Origin of the sequence: Acinetobacter sp. YH01022 (assembly GCF_013420235.1) — a bacterium.
Taxonomy (GTDB): Bacteria; Pseudomonadota; Gammaproteobacteria; order Pseudomonadales; family Moraxellaceae; genus Acinetobacter.
Genome location: NZ_VOYP01000002.1, coordinates 79,259 through 95,160 on the forward strand (window position 1 = coordinate 79,259; position 15,902 = coordinate 95,160).

Consider the following 15,902-nt stretch of genomic DNA (forward strand, 5'->3'; position numbering starts at 1 on the left):
TCGTGTAGTGTCCGACATTTATTGGTCAAATCGTCATGTTTCACTACTAATATAGTTGAGTTAGTCTGAACCGGTCACCGCGACCATTGAATCGCACCATAATGACGAGAGTAAATGAAGCTATCAAATAAAACTCAAGCACTCCAAGACCTAATCGCTCCTGCAGTGCAAGCATGCAATGTCGATCTTTGGGGAATTGAATTTCTTCCTCAGGGTAAACGTTCTTTATTGCGTATCTATATCGATAAAGCAGATGAAAATAACGAACAACCTGTCATGAATGAAGATGGCGAGCTTGAACAGGGTCGAGGTATAGGCGTACAAGACTGTGTTCGCGTAACACAGCAAGTGGGTGCTATGCTTGATGTACATGATCCAATTTCTGGTGAGTATTCACTTGAAGTTTCTTCTCCGGGTTGGGACCGTCCATTTTTCCAGCTTGAACAGATGGCTGGTTATATCGGACAAACCGTTGCGCTGCGTCTGATCAGTGCTGTAGATAACCGTCGTAAATTTCAAGCCAAACTGATTGCTGTTGATCTTGAAAATGAACTTATTCAAGTGGAAGTTGAAAAGCAACAAATCCTTGAAATTGATAGTCATAATATCGACAAAGCAAATTTGATTTACCAAGATTAATTTATCCAAATAAATAAGAATCTGAACGAATAGGTGACTTATGGCACGTGAAATTCTTACCGTAGTAGAAACGGTTAGTAACGAAAAAGGTGTACCTCGTGAAGCGATCTTTGAAGCGCTAGAACAAGCGCTTGTTGCTGCGACTAAAAAGAAATTTTATGAAGGCACAAACTCGGAAGAAGCACGTTTACGTGTGGAAATCGATCGTAAAACAGGCGATTACCGTACTTTCCGTCAATGGGAAGTGGTGGCTGATGAAGATCACGAAATGCCGGCATGTCAGGATGCGATTTCGGATGTGGATCCTGCCAAATGGTCTATTGGTGACATTCGTGAACTCGAAGTGGAATCGATCGACTTCGGCCGAATTGCTGCGCAAATTGCCAAACAGGTGATTGTGCAAAAAATTCGTGAAGCTGAACGTGCTCTGGTTGCTGATGCCTATGAATCTAAAGTCGGTGAACTCATCTACGGTGAAGTGAAAAAGCAAACCAAAGATGGCTTTATTATTGACTTGGGTGACAATGCGGAAGCTTATCTTGCCCGTGAAGAGATGATTCCTAAAGAAATTCTTCGTCCGAAGCAACGTGTAAACGCGATTTTATATAGCGTGAACCGTGAAGGTCGCGGTGCACAACTGTTATTGTCACGTGCACGTCCTGAAATGCTGATTGCATTGATGAAAAAAGAAATTCCTGAAATTTCTGAAGAAATCATCGAAATTAAAGCAGCTGCACGCCAGCCGGGTGTTCGTGCTAAAATTGCTGTGAAAACCAACGATCACCGTATTGATCCTGTAGGTGCATGTATTGGTATGCGTGGTACACGTATCCAGGCTGTACAGTCAGAACTCAATGGTGAACGTATTGATGTGGTGGTGTGGTCTGATGATCCGGCACAGTACATTGCTAGTGCGCTAGAACCTGCAGATGTATCCAGTATTGTGATTGATGAAGATGTTCACAGTGCTGATATCATTTTTGCGGCGAGCGATCAGTTGGCACGTGCTATTGGTTCACAAGGTCAAAATGTCCGTTTAGCCTCTGAATTGACTGGCTACAAATTGGATATGATGCTCGAAGAGGAATTCTACGCACGTCAACAAAATGAAGCTCAACAATATCTCGACATGTTTGTCACCCGTCTGGATATTGAAGAAGACTTGGCAATGGCTTTGGTTGAAATGGGCTTTACTTCTTTGGAAGAAATTGCTTATGTTCCAGCTGAAACATTTGATGAAATCGAACTGGATGCTGAAACAGTTGAATTATTGCAAAGCCGTGCGAAGGAAATTACCTTGGCTGATGCATTAAAACAACAAGAAAACATTCAAGAACCAAGTGCTGAACTTGTGGCAATGCAAGGGATGACACAGGAAATCGCATATGCCCTTGCGGCTCGCGGTGTGGTGACTGTAGATGATTTAGCTGACCAAGCCACTGACGATATTGAAGATATTGAAGGTTTAGGTACGGAAAAAGCGGGTCAACTTATTATGAAAGCGCGCGAATCATGGTTTAACTAGGAGGAAATATATGACGGACAAGTCGATTAAAGAGTTGGCTCTCAGCGTGGATCGCCCCGTTGAGAAGCTCCTAGAGCAGGTTCGTGACGCAGGTTTACCCCAACGTAAAGCTGAAGATATTATTTCCACTGAACAACAAAATACCCTCGTTAACCATTTGAAGAAAGTTCATGGTCAGGACGATGGGAATGCAGGAAAAATCACGTTGAAACGTAAAACAACCAGTACTGCTAAAGTGGCCAGTACATCAGGTAAGGCGAAAACAATTAATGTAGAAGTTCGTAAGAAGCATACATTTGTTAAGCCAGATCCGGAACAGATTAAAGCTGAAGCTTTAGCGAAAGCACAAGCCGAACAGAATTCGCGTGAAGCTGAGCAAAAGCCAGCAGCGAAAGCTGAAGAACCTAAGCAACAACCTGAATCTAAAGCAAAACAGGCTTTAGAAGCAATGCGTGCAGCAGCGAAGCAAGAAACTGCGAAGCAAGAAGTACCAAAAGCAGCGGTTGTAGTAAAACGCAAGTCAAACAACAAGCCGATTGTAAAACAGCCGGTTAAAGTGACTGAAACACCAGAACAGAAGAAAGCACGTGAAGCACAAGCTGCACAGTTAAAAGCAGTTGAAGAAGCGGCACGTCGTAAATCGGCTGAAGAAGCACAACAACGCACGCTTGAACAAATGCGCCAAATGGCTTCCAAGTATTCTTCTGAAGATGCCACGGCAACAGTTCGTGTGATTGATGATTCTCCACTGGCTGCCGGTCTGGTTGGTCAGGCCTATGAAGATTCTTTTGCGAAAGAAGACCGTGAAATTAAACGTGGTGGCAATACCACCAATGCGCGTGCACCGAAAAAAGGTGGTCGTCGTGGCGAAGAGCAATCTTTCCGTGATAACTCGCATAAACGCGGTTTAAAATCAAGTCAGGCGAACAAGCATGGCTTTGAAAAACCAGTTAAAAAACAAATTTATGATGTTGAAATCGGCTCAACCATCATCGTAGCTGACTTAGCTGCGAAAATGGCAGTGAAGGTGCGTGAAGTTATCAAGGCACTCATGAAAATGGGTGAGTTAGTGACTCAGAATCAGGCGATTGATCAAGAGATTGCAGCGCTGGTTGTTGAAGAAATGGGTCATAACCCAGTTCTAGTTTCTGATACTCAGGCTGAAGACAACTTGCTTGAAGCGGCTGAAGAAGCGCGTGGTGCTCAAACCACTCGTGCTCCTGTCGTAACCATCATGGGTCACGTTGACCATGGTAAAACATCGCTGCTTGACCGTATCCGTCGTACCAAAGTGGCTGCAGGCGAAGCGGGTGGTATTACCCAGCATATTGGTGCTTATCACGTGAAAACGGATAAAGGCATTATCACTTTCTTGGATACCCCGGGACACGCAGCGTTTACCGCAATGCGTTCACGTGGTGCGAAAGCGACTGATATCGTGGTGCTGGTTGTTGCAGCGGATGATGGTGTAATGCCACAAACTGCGGAAGCGATTGACCATGCACGTGCTGCTGGTACGCCAATCATTGTTGCAATTAACAAGATGGATAAAGAGTCGGCCGATCCTGACCGTGTATTGAACGAATTGACCACGAAACAGATCGTACCTGAACAATGGGGCGGTGATGTACCGGTTGCCATGGTTTCAGCACACTCAGGTCAAGGTATTGATGAACTTCTAGACCTGATTTTAATTCAAGCAGAATTGCTTGAATTAAAAGCATCTGAAGAAGGTGCTGCTCAAGGTGTGGTCATTGAAGCACGTGTAGACAACAGCCGTGGTGCGGTAACGTCTATCTTGGTTCAAAACGGTACATTGAATGTAGGTGATCTTGTCCTTGCAGGTTCATCTTACGGTCGCGTTCGTGCGATGGTGGATGAAAATGGTCAACGTATCAAATCTGCAGGTCCGTCAATTCCTGTAGAGATCTTGGGTCTTCCGGAAGCACCAATGGCAGGTGATGAAGTTCTTGTTGTGAATGACGAGAAAAAAGCACGTGAAGTTGCCGATGCGCGTATGGATCGTGAACGTCAAAAACGTCTTGAACGTCAATCTGCAATGCGTCTTGAGAACATCATGGCATCGATGGGCAAGAAAGATGTGCCTATTGTGAATGTGGTACTCAAAACTGATGTGCGCGGTACTTTGGAAGCATTACACGTGGCACTTGCCGAACTGGCAACTGATGAAGTGAAAGTACGTATTATTGGTTCAGGTGTCGGTGCAATCACTGAGTCTGACGTAACGCTGGCTGAATCTTCTGAAGCGGTATTGCTTGGCTTTAACGTTCGTGCCGACAATACTGCGCGTCAAAAAGCCGATGAAGACGGTATCGACATTCGTTACTACAGCATCATCTATCAATTGATTGATGACGTGAAAGCAGCAATGAGCGGTAAACTTGCTCCTGAACACCGTGAAACAATTCTGGGTGTGGCTGAAGTGCGTGAAGTGTTCCACTCAAGCAAATTCGGTGCGGCTGCAGGTTGTATGGTACTTGAAGGTGTATTGCACCGTAATAAACCAATCCGTATTCTTCGTGATGACGTGGTGGTGTTCCAGGGTGAGCTTGAATCTCTTCGTCGCTATAAAGAAGTGGTGGAAGAAGTTCGTGCCGGTATGGAATGTGGTCTTGCAGTGAAAGGCTATAAAGACATCAAAGCACAAGACAAGATCGAAGTGTATGATGTTCAATTGATTAAACGGAGTCTTTAATGGCGGGTAGTCAACGTCTGAAGCGTATGGCAGATTCAGTTCAGCGCGAGTTGTCTGAACTGATTCGTCAAGAGCTGAAAGATCCACGCCTGGGTGGTCTGGTGACCATCTCTGCGGTGAAAGTTAGCCCAGATTTAGGATATGCCGAAGTTTATGTGACCGTGATGGGGCGTGAGCTGGGCGATGAGCAAAGTGAAGCGGCAAACAAGGAAACGTTAGATGTCTTGAATAAGGCATCTGGTTTCCTGCGCCACGAACTCAGTCGTCGTATCAAGACACGTATAACGCCTCGCTTGCGTTTCCATTACGACAAAACCAACGCATATGGCAACTATATGTTTGGTCTGATTGCAGAAGCAGTGAAGGATTTACCTCCAGCTGATGATGCAAAAAAAGATGATGAATAATCGCTAAAAAGAAAAGCCACCTTCGGGTGGCTTTTTTGTGGCGGAAAATTCTGCTCAGAAGAATAAATCTGTGTAAAACGGTATAAAATTTTAAGTTAAGTTTAGAATAACAAGAACGGTTTCAGCTGACATCATTATGTGAATCATTTTCTGTTTTGGGATTGCGACGCCGGGTACGTTGCCAGGGCAAGGGGCGTTCAAGTGCTTCAGGTACTTCACCACTGGTTGAGCGTAAACGTAAATGTAGTGCTGCCTGTGCCATAAGATTTGCAGACACAGGCGCAGTAATGAATGCCAGCAAAGTCAATAACAGTTCGGCAAAACCAAAGCGTCCCTGAAAGGCTGAAAAGATCATGGCAGCAATGAGGAAACTGCCCAGACCCAGGGTACTGGATTTGGTCGGCGCATGCAGGCGCATAAATAAATCGGGCAGACGAACCATCCCAATGCCGCCCACCAGCATGAAGAATGAACCAATCAACAAAAAAATTGAGACCAGGATTTCCATGAGAAGTTGCATTGCTGTTGCTCCTAATCGACCACATGGCCAGTGGTAAAGTAGCGTGCCAAGGCTGCGGTGGACACAAATCCAAGCATGGCAACCAATAAAGCTCCTTCAAATAAGGAGGTGCTTGCCCAGTAGATACCCAGAATGACCACCAGACAGGTCGCATTCAGAAACAGGGTATCCAGTGCTAAAAGCCGGTCCACGATGGAAGGGCCAATCACCATACGGATTAGACAAAGAAACATGGAAATGGTGATTGCGACCATACACAGACCAAGTGCATAAGGCAAAATACTCATGAATCTTCTCCTAATTCCACATCAAAAATTTCGATCAGTGCTTTTTCATAACGATTTTTAATTTCGATAATATCGATCTCGGCATTATCGGTACTCAGGGCGTGAACCAGAATATCACCACGATCGTGATCGATCCCTGCAGTTACGGTACCCGGCGTAGTGGTAATAATCAGGGCCAGCAATACATTGACCTGTTCATGCTGGGTTTCCAGAGGCACACGAAACCATTTCGGATGCAGTTTATGGGTGGGACCAAGCACCTGTTTGGCTACTTTAATATTACAAACAATAATGTCCCATAACACCACAAAGAATAATTTGATAGCCAGAATCCAGTGAATATTTGGGGTGTTGCCAATAAACGGTTTGACTAGATATGGAATAGCAATGCCCAGCAATAAGGCCATCAGCAAGGTTGCCAGATCCAGACTATGCGCCAGCATGATCCAGCTTAAGGCCACAATCACGGAGACGAAGGGATGCGGCAGCCAGCGGTCCAAAAACGATGTTTTTTGCATGTTTAAGGCTCCATAGGCTTGAGTTTGGCATCATCCGGATCAGCAGTTTGCTGGTCTTGCTGCTGCCTGATCTGGCGTTGTTTATATTCTGAAATGTGCTCACCTTCTAAAGTCTTTTTCGAGATGATATACGGAATCAGATGCGCATTCGGATCGACGGTTTCACCGCCATATTTGGTTTCAGGTAAATTTTCAGGATTATAGGGCTGTACGCTAATCACCTGATTTAGGTCATCTTTGTATAAAATTGTATCTTCATACACAGCATTATTCTGGATCTGTTCAGCCGTTTTAAACATGTATTGCTGAATCGGATTTGCGCAAACCATATAGAGTACCAAGCCTGACAACAGCAGATAAATGGTTTTGTCATTGCGTATCGGGGCATGATTGGGTATGGCTTGATATGCTTTAAATGCTTCGGTTTCCGCTTGATCTTCAGGTTTGCTGGCACGCCAGAACAGAATGAATCCCACCCGGGTAAAGGCAATAATGCTGAGTAAACTCACCAGCAGCACCACCGCAATAATCACCCCCTGATAAGGGGAATGTGAAGTCGCCTGCAAGATAAAAACCTTGCCTAAAAAGCCGCTAAAAGGCGGTAAACCCGCCATCATCAAGGCAATGAAAAAGAAGGTAAGGGACACTGCTTTGTGCTGTTTCATTTTCGGAGCGATGTTGAAATGATCTTTGAATGTACCGCGCTGTGAGGTAATCCAGCCACAGAGCAGATAAAACGCAGCGCCAATAAGGGTGCTATGCACCAGATAATACAGTCCTGCAGCCCAGGCCAATGTATTAAATAATGAAATGGCAATCAGCAGCGTGCCAATCGAAGATAAAATCATAAAGCCGACAAAACGGCGTAAACGTTCCGCGCCAATGGCACCAATCACGCCATAAATCGAGGTGACCAAACCGATCGGAAGTAACCAGTTGGCCAGAATATCCTGACTGAAATCATCATCAAAAATCGTGCCATTGACTCGAAGAATGGCATAAATGCCGACTTTAGTCATAATGGTGAAAATGGCAGCGACTGGAGTGGTGGCTACGGCATAGGTTTTTGGTAGCCAAAACCCGACTGGCAACATGGCAGCCTTGATGCCAAAAACCACAAATAACAATAAGCCACCTGCAGCTGCCAAGATATGCTGGTCTCGTTCTAACAGCGGGATTAAACGTGCAACATCGGTCATGTTTAAACTACCGACGCTGCCGTAGATCATGCCTAAGCCAATTAGGAACAGCGCAGAGGCCAGCAGGTTGATGGTGACGTAGTGAACGCCGAGTTGAAAACGGGCCTTGCCTTGTCCGTGTAGCAGCAGGACATAAGAGGCCATCAACAGGATTTCAAAGAATACGAATAAATTAAATAAATCGCCGGTCAGGAATGCACCGCACAAGCCCATGAGCAAAAAATGGAACATGGCATGGAAATAACGCCCTTGAGTATCCCATGCATGACTGGCAAACCATAAGATGGGTGTAGCCAGAGCGTAGGTCAGCACCAGCATCAGTGCGGAAAGCTGATCCAGAACCAGCACAATACCGAAGGGTGCAGCCCATTCACTGAGGCTGTAGGTGCTAATTTGCCCGCTGCTGGCGAAGATTAAATACACGATGGCAGTGCCTAAGCCCAGGATTGAAGAGACGTAGCTGATGCCACGACGCCAAGGTTGTCGCCAGTCGTGTGCTAATGAACCTTTGCCGGGATTACCCAAAAGAACCAGTAAGAAACCGGTAAATGCCGGAATTAAAATGCTAAATATTGGGGTGTGTTCAGTCCAGAACTGGATGAAGGCATTCATTAAGGCTCATCCTCACGCGGGTCAATCGGGGTAATTTCTTCTTTTGAGTCGACATGGTCGGTACCGCTTTCATAACGGCTGCGTAAAGCCAGCTGGACAATAAAGGCCGTGGTGGCAAAACCGATCACAATGGCTGTCAAGACTAGCGCTTGAGGTAAAGGATCGGTCACTTTGCTGGTTTCAGTCAGTATAGCCGGGGCATTGATCTGAATTCGTCCCATGGCAAACAGGAACAGATTGACCGCATAGCCAATCATGGCCAGTCCTAAAACCACGGGAAAAGTACGTGCACGCAAGATCAGGTAAATTCCCGTGGCAACCAGTAAACCAATGGCAGAGGCAAGTAAAAACTCTAGACTAATCATTTTATTCCCCCTTCAATACTGGACCAGACATGCTGGAGTGGCGTGAGTCACCCAGGACGGAAATCATCAACATGGTGGCACCCACGACGGTGACATAAACCCCGACATCAAATAATGCAGCGGATGCCAAATGTATATCACCTAACAGGGGCGGAGCGATATGCACATGGGCACTGGTCAGGAAGGGACGTCCCCAGAACCAGGCAGCGAGTCCGGTCAGTCCTGCAATGCTTAGACCTGAACCAATCCAAATTTCATATAGGCGGCCGGATTTGGCTCTGAGCATCTGTTCAGCTTGGTCTTGTCCTAAGGCAATGTACTGGATCACCAGGGCCAAAGCGGTAATCAGACCGGCAATAAAACCACCACCGGGCAGGTTATGGCCACGCAGGAAGATATACAGGCTCACCACCAGAGCCAGAGGCAATACCCAGGATGCAGTAATACGGAACATCAGCGGAGAGGGATTAAAGCGGTAGGTCAGGCCCTGGGTAATGGTGGTGCCGTGCGCACGCATGCCATCCATTAAACACAGTGCGCCAATTGCAGCAATACCCAGTACGGTAATCTCCCCAAAGGTATCGAAACCACGGAAGTCGACCAGAATTACGTTGACCACATTGGAACCGCCACCGAGTGGCAGTGACTGCTGCAGAAAGAACCATGAAATCGAGTTGTGGTCACGGGTCAGCATTAGCCAGCTAATCCAGCCAATCCCCAGACCACCCCCAATAGCAATCAGGGCATCGCGCCAGCGCCGTGAAACGCTGGACTCATAAGGAGTGAGCTGTGGCAGTAAGGACAGGCTCATCAGTAGCAATACCGTCGTGACCACATCGACCGTGATTTGGGTGAGGGCCAGATCAGGTGCAGACAAGGTCACAAACACTAGGGTCACGACAAGTCCGACCGCACCACTAATCAGCACGGCCTTAATTCGTTCATGGTGAAACCACAGCATCATCCAGCAGGCTGAGAATAAGAGCAGCCACAACACAATGGCAATTGCTGGCGCATGGACGAGTTCACGTGTACCAGTGGTCAGGCCTTGATTGATAAAGGGCATAGTCAGCAAAGCACCACTAAACACTACAATCCACATCAGATAGCTTTGCAGTGAACCATTTTCAGTTTGCCGTGTGAACTTGCGTGAACTCAGTAACAGATGTTTTAAAAATAAATCAAATAGCACTCTGCCCTGAAATTTTCCAAGCACAGGATCGAGATCAATTTCCCGAATGCGACCGCCTTTGGCCAAAGCAAAATAGAAAATGATTCCGCCCAAAAGTGCAACAATACTCATCACTAAAGGCAGGTTAAAACCATGCCAGATGGCCAAATGGCTACCGGCAAAGTCAGACACTTGAGTGCTGGCACGTGCAGTTACGTTGACAATATTTTCCACCAGCAGTGCAGGTATCAGGCCGACCAGAATACATAAAACCGCCAGCAGTATGGCGGGTACGCGCATACCCAAGGGCGGCTCATGTGCTTGCCGGTTCGGGACCCCTGCGCCAATCGGACCATCGAAAAATACCCCATGCACTAAACGTACCGAATAAGCGACTGCAAAAATTCCGGCTAGGGTTGCCAGAATGGCAGAAACAATAAGCACAGGACCTGAAAGGCTGGCCAATAGTTCAGTAAAGAACATTTCCTTCGACAGGAAGCCATTGGTCAGCGGCACACCGGCCATAGAGGCGGCGGTGATCATGGTCAGGGTGGCAGTAAAGGGCAGGAGTTGCCAGATCCCACTAAGCTTACGCAAATCACGGGTTCCGGTTTCATGGTCAATGATCCCGGCAATCATGAACAAAGCCGCTTTAAAGGTGGCGTGATTAATAATATGGAAAATGGCAGCAGCAATTGCCAGTGGTGAACCTAATCCCAGTAAGCACACAATCAAGCCTAAATGACTGATGGTGGAGTAAGCCAATAAGCCTTTTAAGTCTTCCTTGAAAATGGCAAAGAAGGCAGCCATACATAAGGTGAACAAGCCCACGAAAGTCACAATATTGTGATACAGCGCTGCACCGACAAAAATTGGCGTAAAACGTGCCAGCAGGAAAATTCCGGCTTTGACCATGGTGGCAGAGTGCAAATAGGCTGAAACCGGCGTCGGAGCTGCCATGGCATTCGGCAGCCAGAAGTGAAACGGGAACTGGGCACTTTTAGTAAAGGCACCCAGTAAAATCAGCAGCAAGCTTGGAACAAATAGCGAGTGACTTTGAATTTGATTCTTCATCGTCAAAATCTGGTCAATCTGATAGGTTCCGGTGATTTGACCGAGCAGAATGAAACCACCCAGCATGGCCAGACCACCCATACCGGTAATGGTCAGAGCCATACGTGAACCACGTTGTGCAGCTTCGTAATTGCTCCAGTAACCCACCAGCAGGAAGGAGGAAATACTGGTCAGTTCCCAAAAAATAAGCAGTAAAATTAAATTGTTAGAAAGAGAGATCCCGAGCATGGAGGCCATGAACAGCATCAGCAGAAGATAGAGTTTGCTTAGAGAATTTCTAGGATTTAAATAATAATAGGCATAAATATAAATCAGCGTTCCGATCCCGCTAATCAGCAAGCAAAACAACAGGCCTAAGGCATCCAGACGAAAGCTTAAGTCAATGCCTAACTGGGGTAACCAGGCCCAGCTTTGTGTCATTGTTCCGCCATTAAACACATCTTTGGCTTGCAGCAGTAACAGGGTCAGACTACTCAGGCTGACCCCTAAGGCGGCTAAAGCCGTTAGCCCGCGTGAAAATTTCAGCCACGAGACAAGGGTTGTGCCCAGTACTAACGGTAACAAGATAATAATCGGTAGCACACTCATATCCAAAGTCGTGAGTTAGGCTATAAATACCTAAGCGTGAATCTTATCTTCCAAGGATTACAGGAATGCAAAGAACAATCCAAACTTCTCAATCTTGAAAGCCGGTTTGAGTTAAAAAATGAAAAACAAGCTGTGTTGCGCAACCTGTAAAAAAGTCATAGTAGAATCGGATTTTACTATTAAACTTTAAATATACATGATCTTATTGCATGAGTAAAACAACATCAATTATTTTTGCGCGCACAATCGGGTTTGTTAACATTTCATAAATACTTGCCTGACTTATTATACGCCCCTCCATGCTTGAGGGGCGTAGCGTGTTTAGCTAGATGCAATACTAAACAGGATTTTTTAAAGAGATACTGAGTATTTTCGAATACCATTCAAATTGTTGTGTCAGGAGATAGGATGAGAGGACGATGTATCATCCTGCTGTTGCATTAAGTGCAATAATTCTGCTTGTTGTTCTGGCGTTAAATGTTGCTGGATCTGCTCTAGCAGGCTTTGTGGGGTCATGTTTTCTGATTCAGGCTCAGTTAAGGCATCGGCTTCAATCACTTCCTCATTAAACACCAGATTTTCATAAATCGTGTCAAACTTTTCCTGTAACGGCTGTAGCTGCATATCAAACAGCTGCTTATGTTCCAGTTTTAAACATTGATATTCCACTGCATGTTCCAGTAATTCCATGCGGTTGCCGGTAGCAACAATTTGCAGGCGCGGAAACGCCTGATGCAGGCGCTGCAAAATCACTTGCGAGGTATTTTGATCCAGCTGGTGGTCAATGGCATCAATCAGCAAAATACCGTCGCCTTCCAGACAGGGATATAAACTTTTGGGATTGAGCAGGCACAAACGCCGTACAATATCTCCCACCAAGGCGATCCAGTTTTTAACACTGTTGGAAAGTTGCTGATAGAGCATGGTTTTTCCCGCATAACTCACCAGCAGTTGCAATTTAGGCTGATACTGCACATAAATATCTTCAAAATTGGGAAGAACAGTGCTCAAAGCCTGTTTTAAAGCGTCCAGACTCGGCGAGTTCATTTGCTTTTGGGCATGGACCAATTGTTGTAAAAAATCTTTGTCTTTATTTTTCTGGATGGACGAATTGGTAATGAGCTGCTGAAACAGCTGCGCAATTTGGGCATTTTCAATATCGCTGATTTCACGAAACCATTCAAAGAAACGGCTAAAGGTGGTATAGGGAATGCTGGAAATTTCATAGGCATGTGAAGTCTGAAACACCACCGGATTATTTTTGCTCTGAATATTCATTTCATGGACAAAGCGTTCTGCTGGGTAATAGGCAATGAGCGGTAAGCCTTGCTGCTGATCGTGCTTCAGCGCGTTATGATAGAGTTCCACCAGATTGTCTAATTGCTGGGTTTCGGCTTTGCTGGTGCCAATGCCATGACTATTTAAAGTTTTATAAATCTGCCAGTCACACGTCGTCAGGGTCTTGTCTCCAGCTTCGCTAGAGGCATTTAAAGTCCCAATATCTGGAGGAATCTGAACCCGAATATCAATTTTGGATTGCAGGCGGGTAAACATGATGTCCTGATCCTGCATGACCACACCGGCAGCACGCGAGTCTTTATAACGGGCTGCAAACCAGGTGAGTGCCTGATAGGTGAATTTTAAAATGCCGGTTTTACCGGAGCTTTGATCGCCCAGAATCAGAGTGATGGGTTTGTCACTAAATTTCAGCTTGAGATCGGCAAAATGAAGTGCGTGTTTGAGTTGAATGGAGTCAATTTTCATAAAACACCTGCCTTGCAGCTAAAGCGAAACTTATTCTCCCACAGCTTTACGCAGCGAGACCGGCATTTGCTTTTTCAGCTGTTGTACCAGATCGTAAATGTGGTGAATATTTAAACTTACTTTAGCACGTGTACAGGCCACGTAAAGTAATCGTAACTCTTCGTCACTAATTTTATGGTCTTTTTCATTAACCTTAAACTGATAGTCATCTTCGATATGCACACGGTCCCATTCCAGGCCTTTGGCTTTGTGTGCGGTCGAAATAATGTAGTCAGCCTGTTCAATCGGGGTGATTTTGGCCAAGGCTCTTTTTAGTGGATCGGTTCCGTGATCATCCACCAGTTTGACCAGCGGTTTAATGTCACTGCCATCATTGGTTTCACAGTATTCATGCACGTCGTGCCAGGAATTAAACCAAGCCAGTTCCGGTACATCGGTGACCCGACGGCCCTGTTTTAGCATGCTGGCAGCATCGACAAAACGGTTTAGTCTGACATGATCGGCCTGCAAGCTGACTTTGTCGCCATGCACCAGTCCGGAAAGTAGCAATTCCATCGCGCGGGCATTGGTGCGGCACAAAATAGCATCACGCTGTTTGGTGTGCGGTTTATTCACCACTTTAGAATTCAGTAACGGATTGCCGAGCAAGGGTACGGTTTCATTTAATGCACCTAAAATGGCGTTGGCATTTAAGGCAATCTCTTCACCAAAACGGAACGAGGTGGTCAGGCGTGATTCAGGCAGTGGCAATTGTTGCATGGCATTAACAGCACCGCGCCAAGCATAAATTTGTTGATGGGCATCGCCGACATAAATCACCTGGGTATTTCTTTGACGCAGCAAAATACCCAACATCAGTGGGTCGGCATCTTGTGCTTCATCAAACAATACATAGTCTGCAGGAATATTCGGTTCAGACAAGGCCCAAAGTTTCAGATAAATATCATGCCCTATACCGGCTTGATGATCGGGATCAATCGACTCTAGCCAGCGCCGTTCAATGGCCGGATAAAGATGCTTCTGCAACTCTTCAATATCGTCCGGATGCAACCAGCTCGGTGCCTGCAGATGTCGCGGTGCCGGATATTGCGAACTGGTCGAGCAGAAATAGCTGACGGCATTGGCCACCAGACTGGCGAGACGCGACGGCATCATGACATATTTTTCATAACGTCCGCCCATCATTCGGCGCAGGGTAATCGGTTGTAGCCGGTATTCCTTGGCAATAAAGCTCGGACTTAAACGCGGCAAGCGAAGTTTGTCGGTGACACCGCGTGGCACACTGCGAAAAGCCAGCGAGTGAAAGGTTCGACAGTCGACATTGCGATGAAATTTACTTTGTGCTTCTGCTGCAATGGCTTTGTTAAATGCCAGATACATGCCACGCCGTTCTGGCATGGCATCGCTGATCATTTGCAGGGTGGTGGTTTTACCTGTGCCAGCATAGGCAATCACTTTGAAGGAATTGCCCAGACGCGCATTATCTATAGCAAGCGCTTGCTCGTAGGTGGGATTGGGCTTTTTAGATACTGACACGGTAAAAAGACTGAATTAATGCTGACGATTGGCTTTTTCCACCAGGCCAGACAGGCCTTGGCGACGAGCCAGCTCGTTTAATACCAGTTGTGGGTCGAGGTCGAAATAACCCAGCATCACAATGGTGTGGAACCATAAATCGGCAACTTCGTAAATCAGGTCGTTTTTATTGTCTGTATTGGCTTCAGATTTAAAATCTTTGGCTGCGATGATGGTTTCAACGCTTTCTTCACCGACTTTTTCCAGAATTTTATTCAAGCCTTTGTGATACAGCTTGGCGACATAAGATGAATCCGGGTCGGCTTTTTTGCGCTCTGCCATCATCTGGCCCAAATAGTCCAGAACTTCGACTTGTTCAGACTGGGCAGTCGAGGCATTCATGGCCAGAGTATGTGGATTGGTTGATTTTTCAGCATAAATCTGACTCGGATCTTTCAACTGTGCATCGACAATTTCCCAGCCATTTGCGGTCAATTTGCGGTAGAAACATGATTCACGACCAGTATGACAGGCAATACCGCCGTGCTGTTCAATCTGCAACACAATCACGTCGGCATCACAGTCCAGACGGATTTCATGCACAGTCTGAAAATGACCGGATTCTTCACCCTTGTGCCATAACTTGTTGCGTGAACGGGAGAAATATACCGCCTGATTTTTTTCTGCAGTTAAAGCCAAAGCCTCACGGTTCATCCAGGCCACCATCAGGACACGTCCGCTTTGATGATGCTGGGCAATGGCAGGGATCAGACCTTGTTCGTTAAATTTTACTTCATCGAGCCATTGCGCGTTGTTCATGAGAATTTCACCAAAAATATGTTCAAAATGGAAAACAGCGAATCAAAATCGCAGCTGTATAGTGTACGTGATTAGCGACTGTTTGAGAAAAAAATATACGCATGAACCTTTTGATTTCTGATTCAAGAGGTTCAGGTGCTTTATTCACCCAAGATTTTATAATATTCCAAGCATAGGAAAATA

General features: G+C 46.0%; 13 protein-coding genes. 4 read left to right on the forward strand and 9 right to left on the reverse strand.

Annotated features, from left to right (window positions below):
* Positions 1–114 precede the first annotated feature (114 nt).
* Genes rimP through FTT87_RS01205 form a run of 4 tightly spaced genes read left to right on the forward strand, consistent with a single transcriptional unit; the run spans position 115 to position 5,287 of the window.
* Positions 115–639, forward strand: a complete 525-nt coding sequence (gene rimP, locus FTT87_RS01190) for a ribosome maturation factor RimP (protein WP_086195210.1) — start codon at positions 115–117, stop codon at positions 637–639.
* Between the two features lie 40 nt (positions 640–679).
* Entirely contained in the window at positions 680–2,164 is a 1,485-nt protein-coding gene (nusA, locus tag FTT87_RS01195; protein WP_086195211.1) for a transcription termination factor NusA, read from the forward strand.
* Positions 2,165–2,174: 10 nt separating this feature from the next.
* Positions 2,175–4,880, forward strand: coding sequence for a translation initiation factor IF-2 (gene infB / locus FTT87_RS01200; RefSeq protein ID WP_180174170.1), 2,706 nt, complete (start codon positions 2,175–2,177; stop codon positions 4,878–4,880).
* The gene (locus FTT87_RS01205; RefSeq protein ID WP_086195213.1) at positions 4,880–5,287 is read left to right on the forward strand and encodes a ribosome-binding factor A; all 408 of its coding nucleotides are present in this window, start codon (positions 4,880–4,882) and stop codon (positions 5,285–5,287) included. The genes infB and FTT87_RS01205 overlap by 1 nt, the downstream gene beginning before the upstream one ends.
* Positions 5,288–5,408: 121 nt before the next feature.
* Here the strand turns inward: FTT87_RS01205 and FTT87_RS01210 are convergent, their stop codons facing one another.
* From FTT87_RS01210 to hisIE, 9 genes are all read right to left on the reverse strand, one after another.
* Positions 5,409–5,807: a Na+/H+ antiporter subunit G gene (locus FTT87_RS01210; protein ID WP_180044584.1), complete on the reverse strand. Its 399-nt coding sequence runs from the start codon at positions 5,805–5,807 to the stop codon at positions 5,409–5,411.
* Between the two features lie 11 nt (positions 5,808–5,818).
* Entirely contained in the window at positions 5,819–6,094 is a 276-nt protein-coding gene (locus FTT87_RS01215; protein ID WP_086195215.1) for a monovalent cation/H+ antiporter subunit F, read from the reverse strand.
* Positions 6,091–6,612: a Na+/H+ antiporter subunit E gene (locus FTT87_RS01220; RefSeq protein WP_086195216.1), complete on the reverse strand. Its 522-nt coding sequence runs from the start codon at positions 6,610–6,612 to the stop codon at positions 6,091–6,093. The genes FTT87_RS01215 and FTT87_RS01220 overlap by 4 nt, the downstream gene beginning before the upstream one ends.
* Before the next feature lie 2 nt (positions 6,613–6,614).
* Positions 6,615–8,423 carry a monovalent cation/H+ antiporter subunit D gene (locus FTT87_RS01225; RefSeq protein ID WP_180174171.1) on the reverse strand — a complete coding sequence of 603 codons (1,809 nt, stop codon included), beginning with the start codon at positions 8,421–8,423 and terminating at the stop codon, positions 6,615–6,617.
* A complete protein-coding gene (locus FTT87_RS01230) occupies positions 8,423–8,788 on the reverse strand; it encodes a Na+/H+ antiporter subunit C (RefSeq protein ID WP_166169527.1) in 366 nt (121 codons plus the stop codon). The genes FTT87_RS01225 and FTT87_RS01230 overlap by 1 nt, the downstream gene beginning before the upstream one ends.
* A 1-nt stretch (position 8,789) precedes the next feature.
* Entirely contained in the window at positions 8,790–11,627 is a 2,838-nt protein-coding gene (locus tag FTT87_RS01235) for a monovalent cation/H+ antiporter subunit A (protein ID WP_180174172.1), read from the reverse strand.
* Positions 11,628–12,017: 390 nt separating this feature from the next.
* Positions 12,018–13,385, reverse strand: a complete 1,368-nt coding sequence (locus FTT87_RS01240) for an AAA family ATPase (RefSeq protein WP_180174173.1) — start codon at positions 13,383–13,385, stop codon at positions 12,018–12,020.
* A 30-nt stretch (positions 13,386–13,415) separates the two neighbouring features.
* Positions 13,416–14,921 (reverse strand): UvrD-helicase domain-containing protein, encoded by a 1,506-nt coding sequence (locus tag FTT87_RS01245; protein WP_180043275.1) that lies wholly within the window; start codon positions 14,919–14,921, stop codon positions 13,416–13,418.
* 15 nt (positions 14,922–14,936) lie between these two features.
* Positions 14,937–15,719 (reverse strand): bifunctional phosphoribosyl-AMP cyclohydrolase/phosphoribosyl-ATP diphosphatase HisIE, encoded by a 783-nt coding sequence (gene hisIE / locus FTT87_RS01250; RefSeq protein WP_180043274.1) that lies wholly within the window; start codon positions 15,717–15,719, stop codon positions 14,937–14,939.
* Positions 15,720–15,902: the final 183 nt, after the last annotated feature.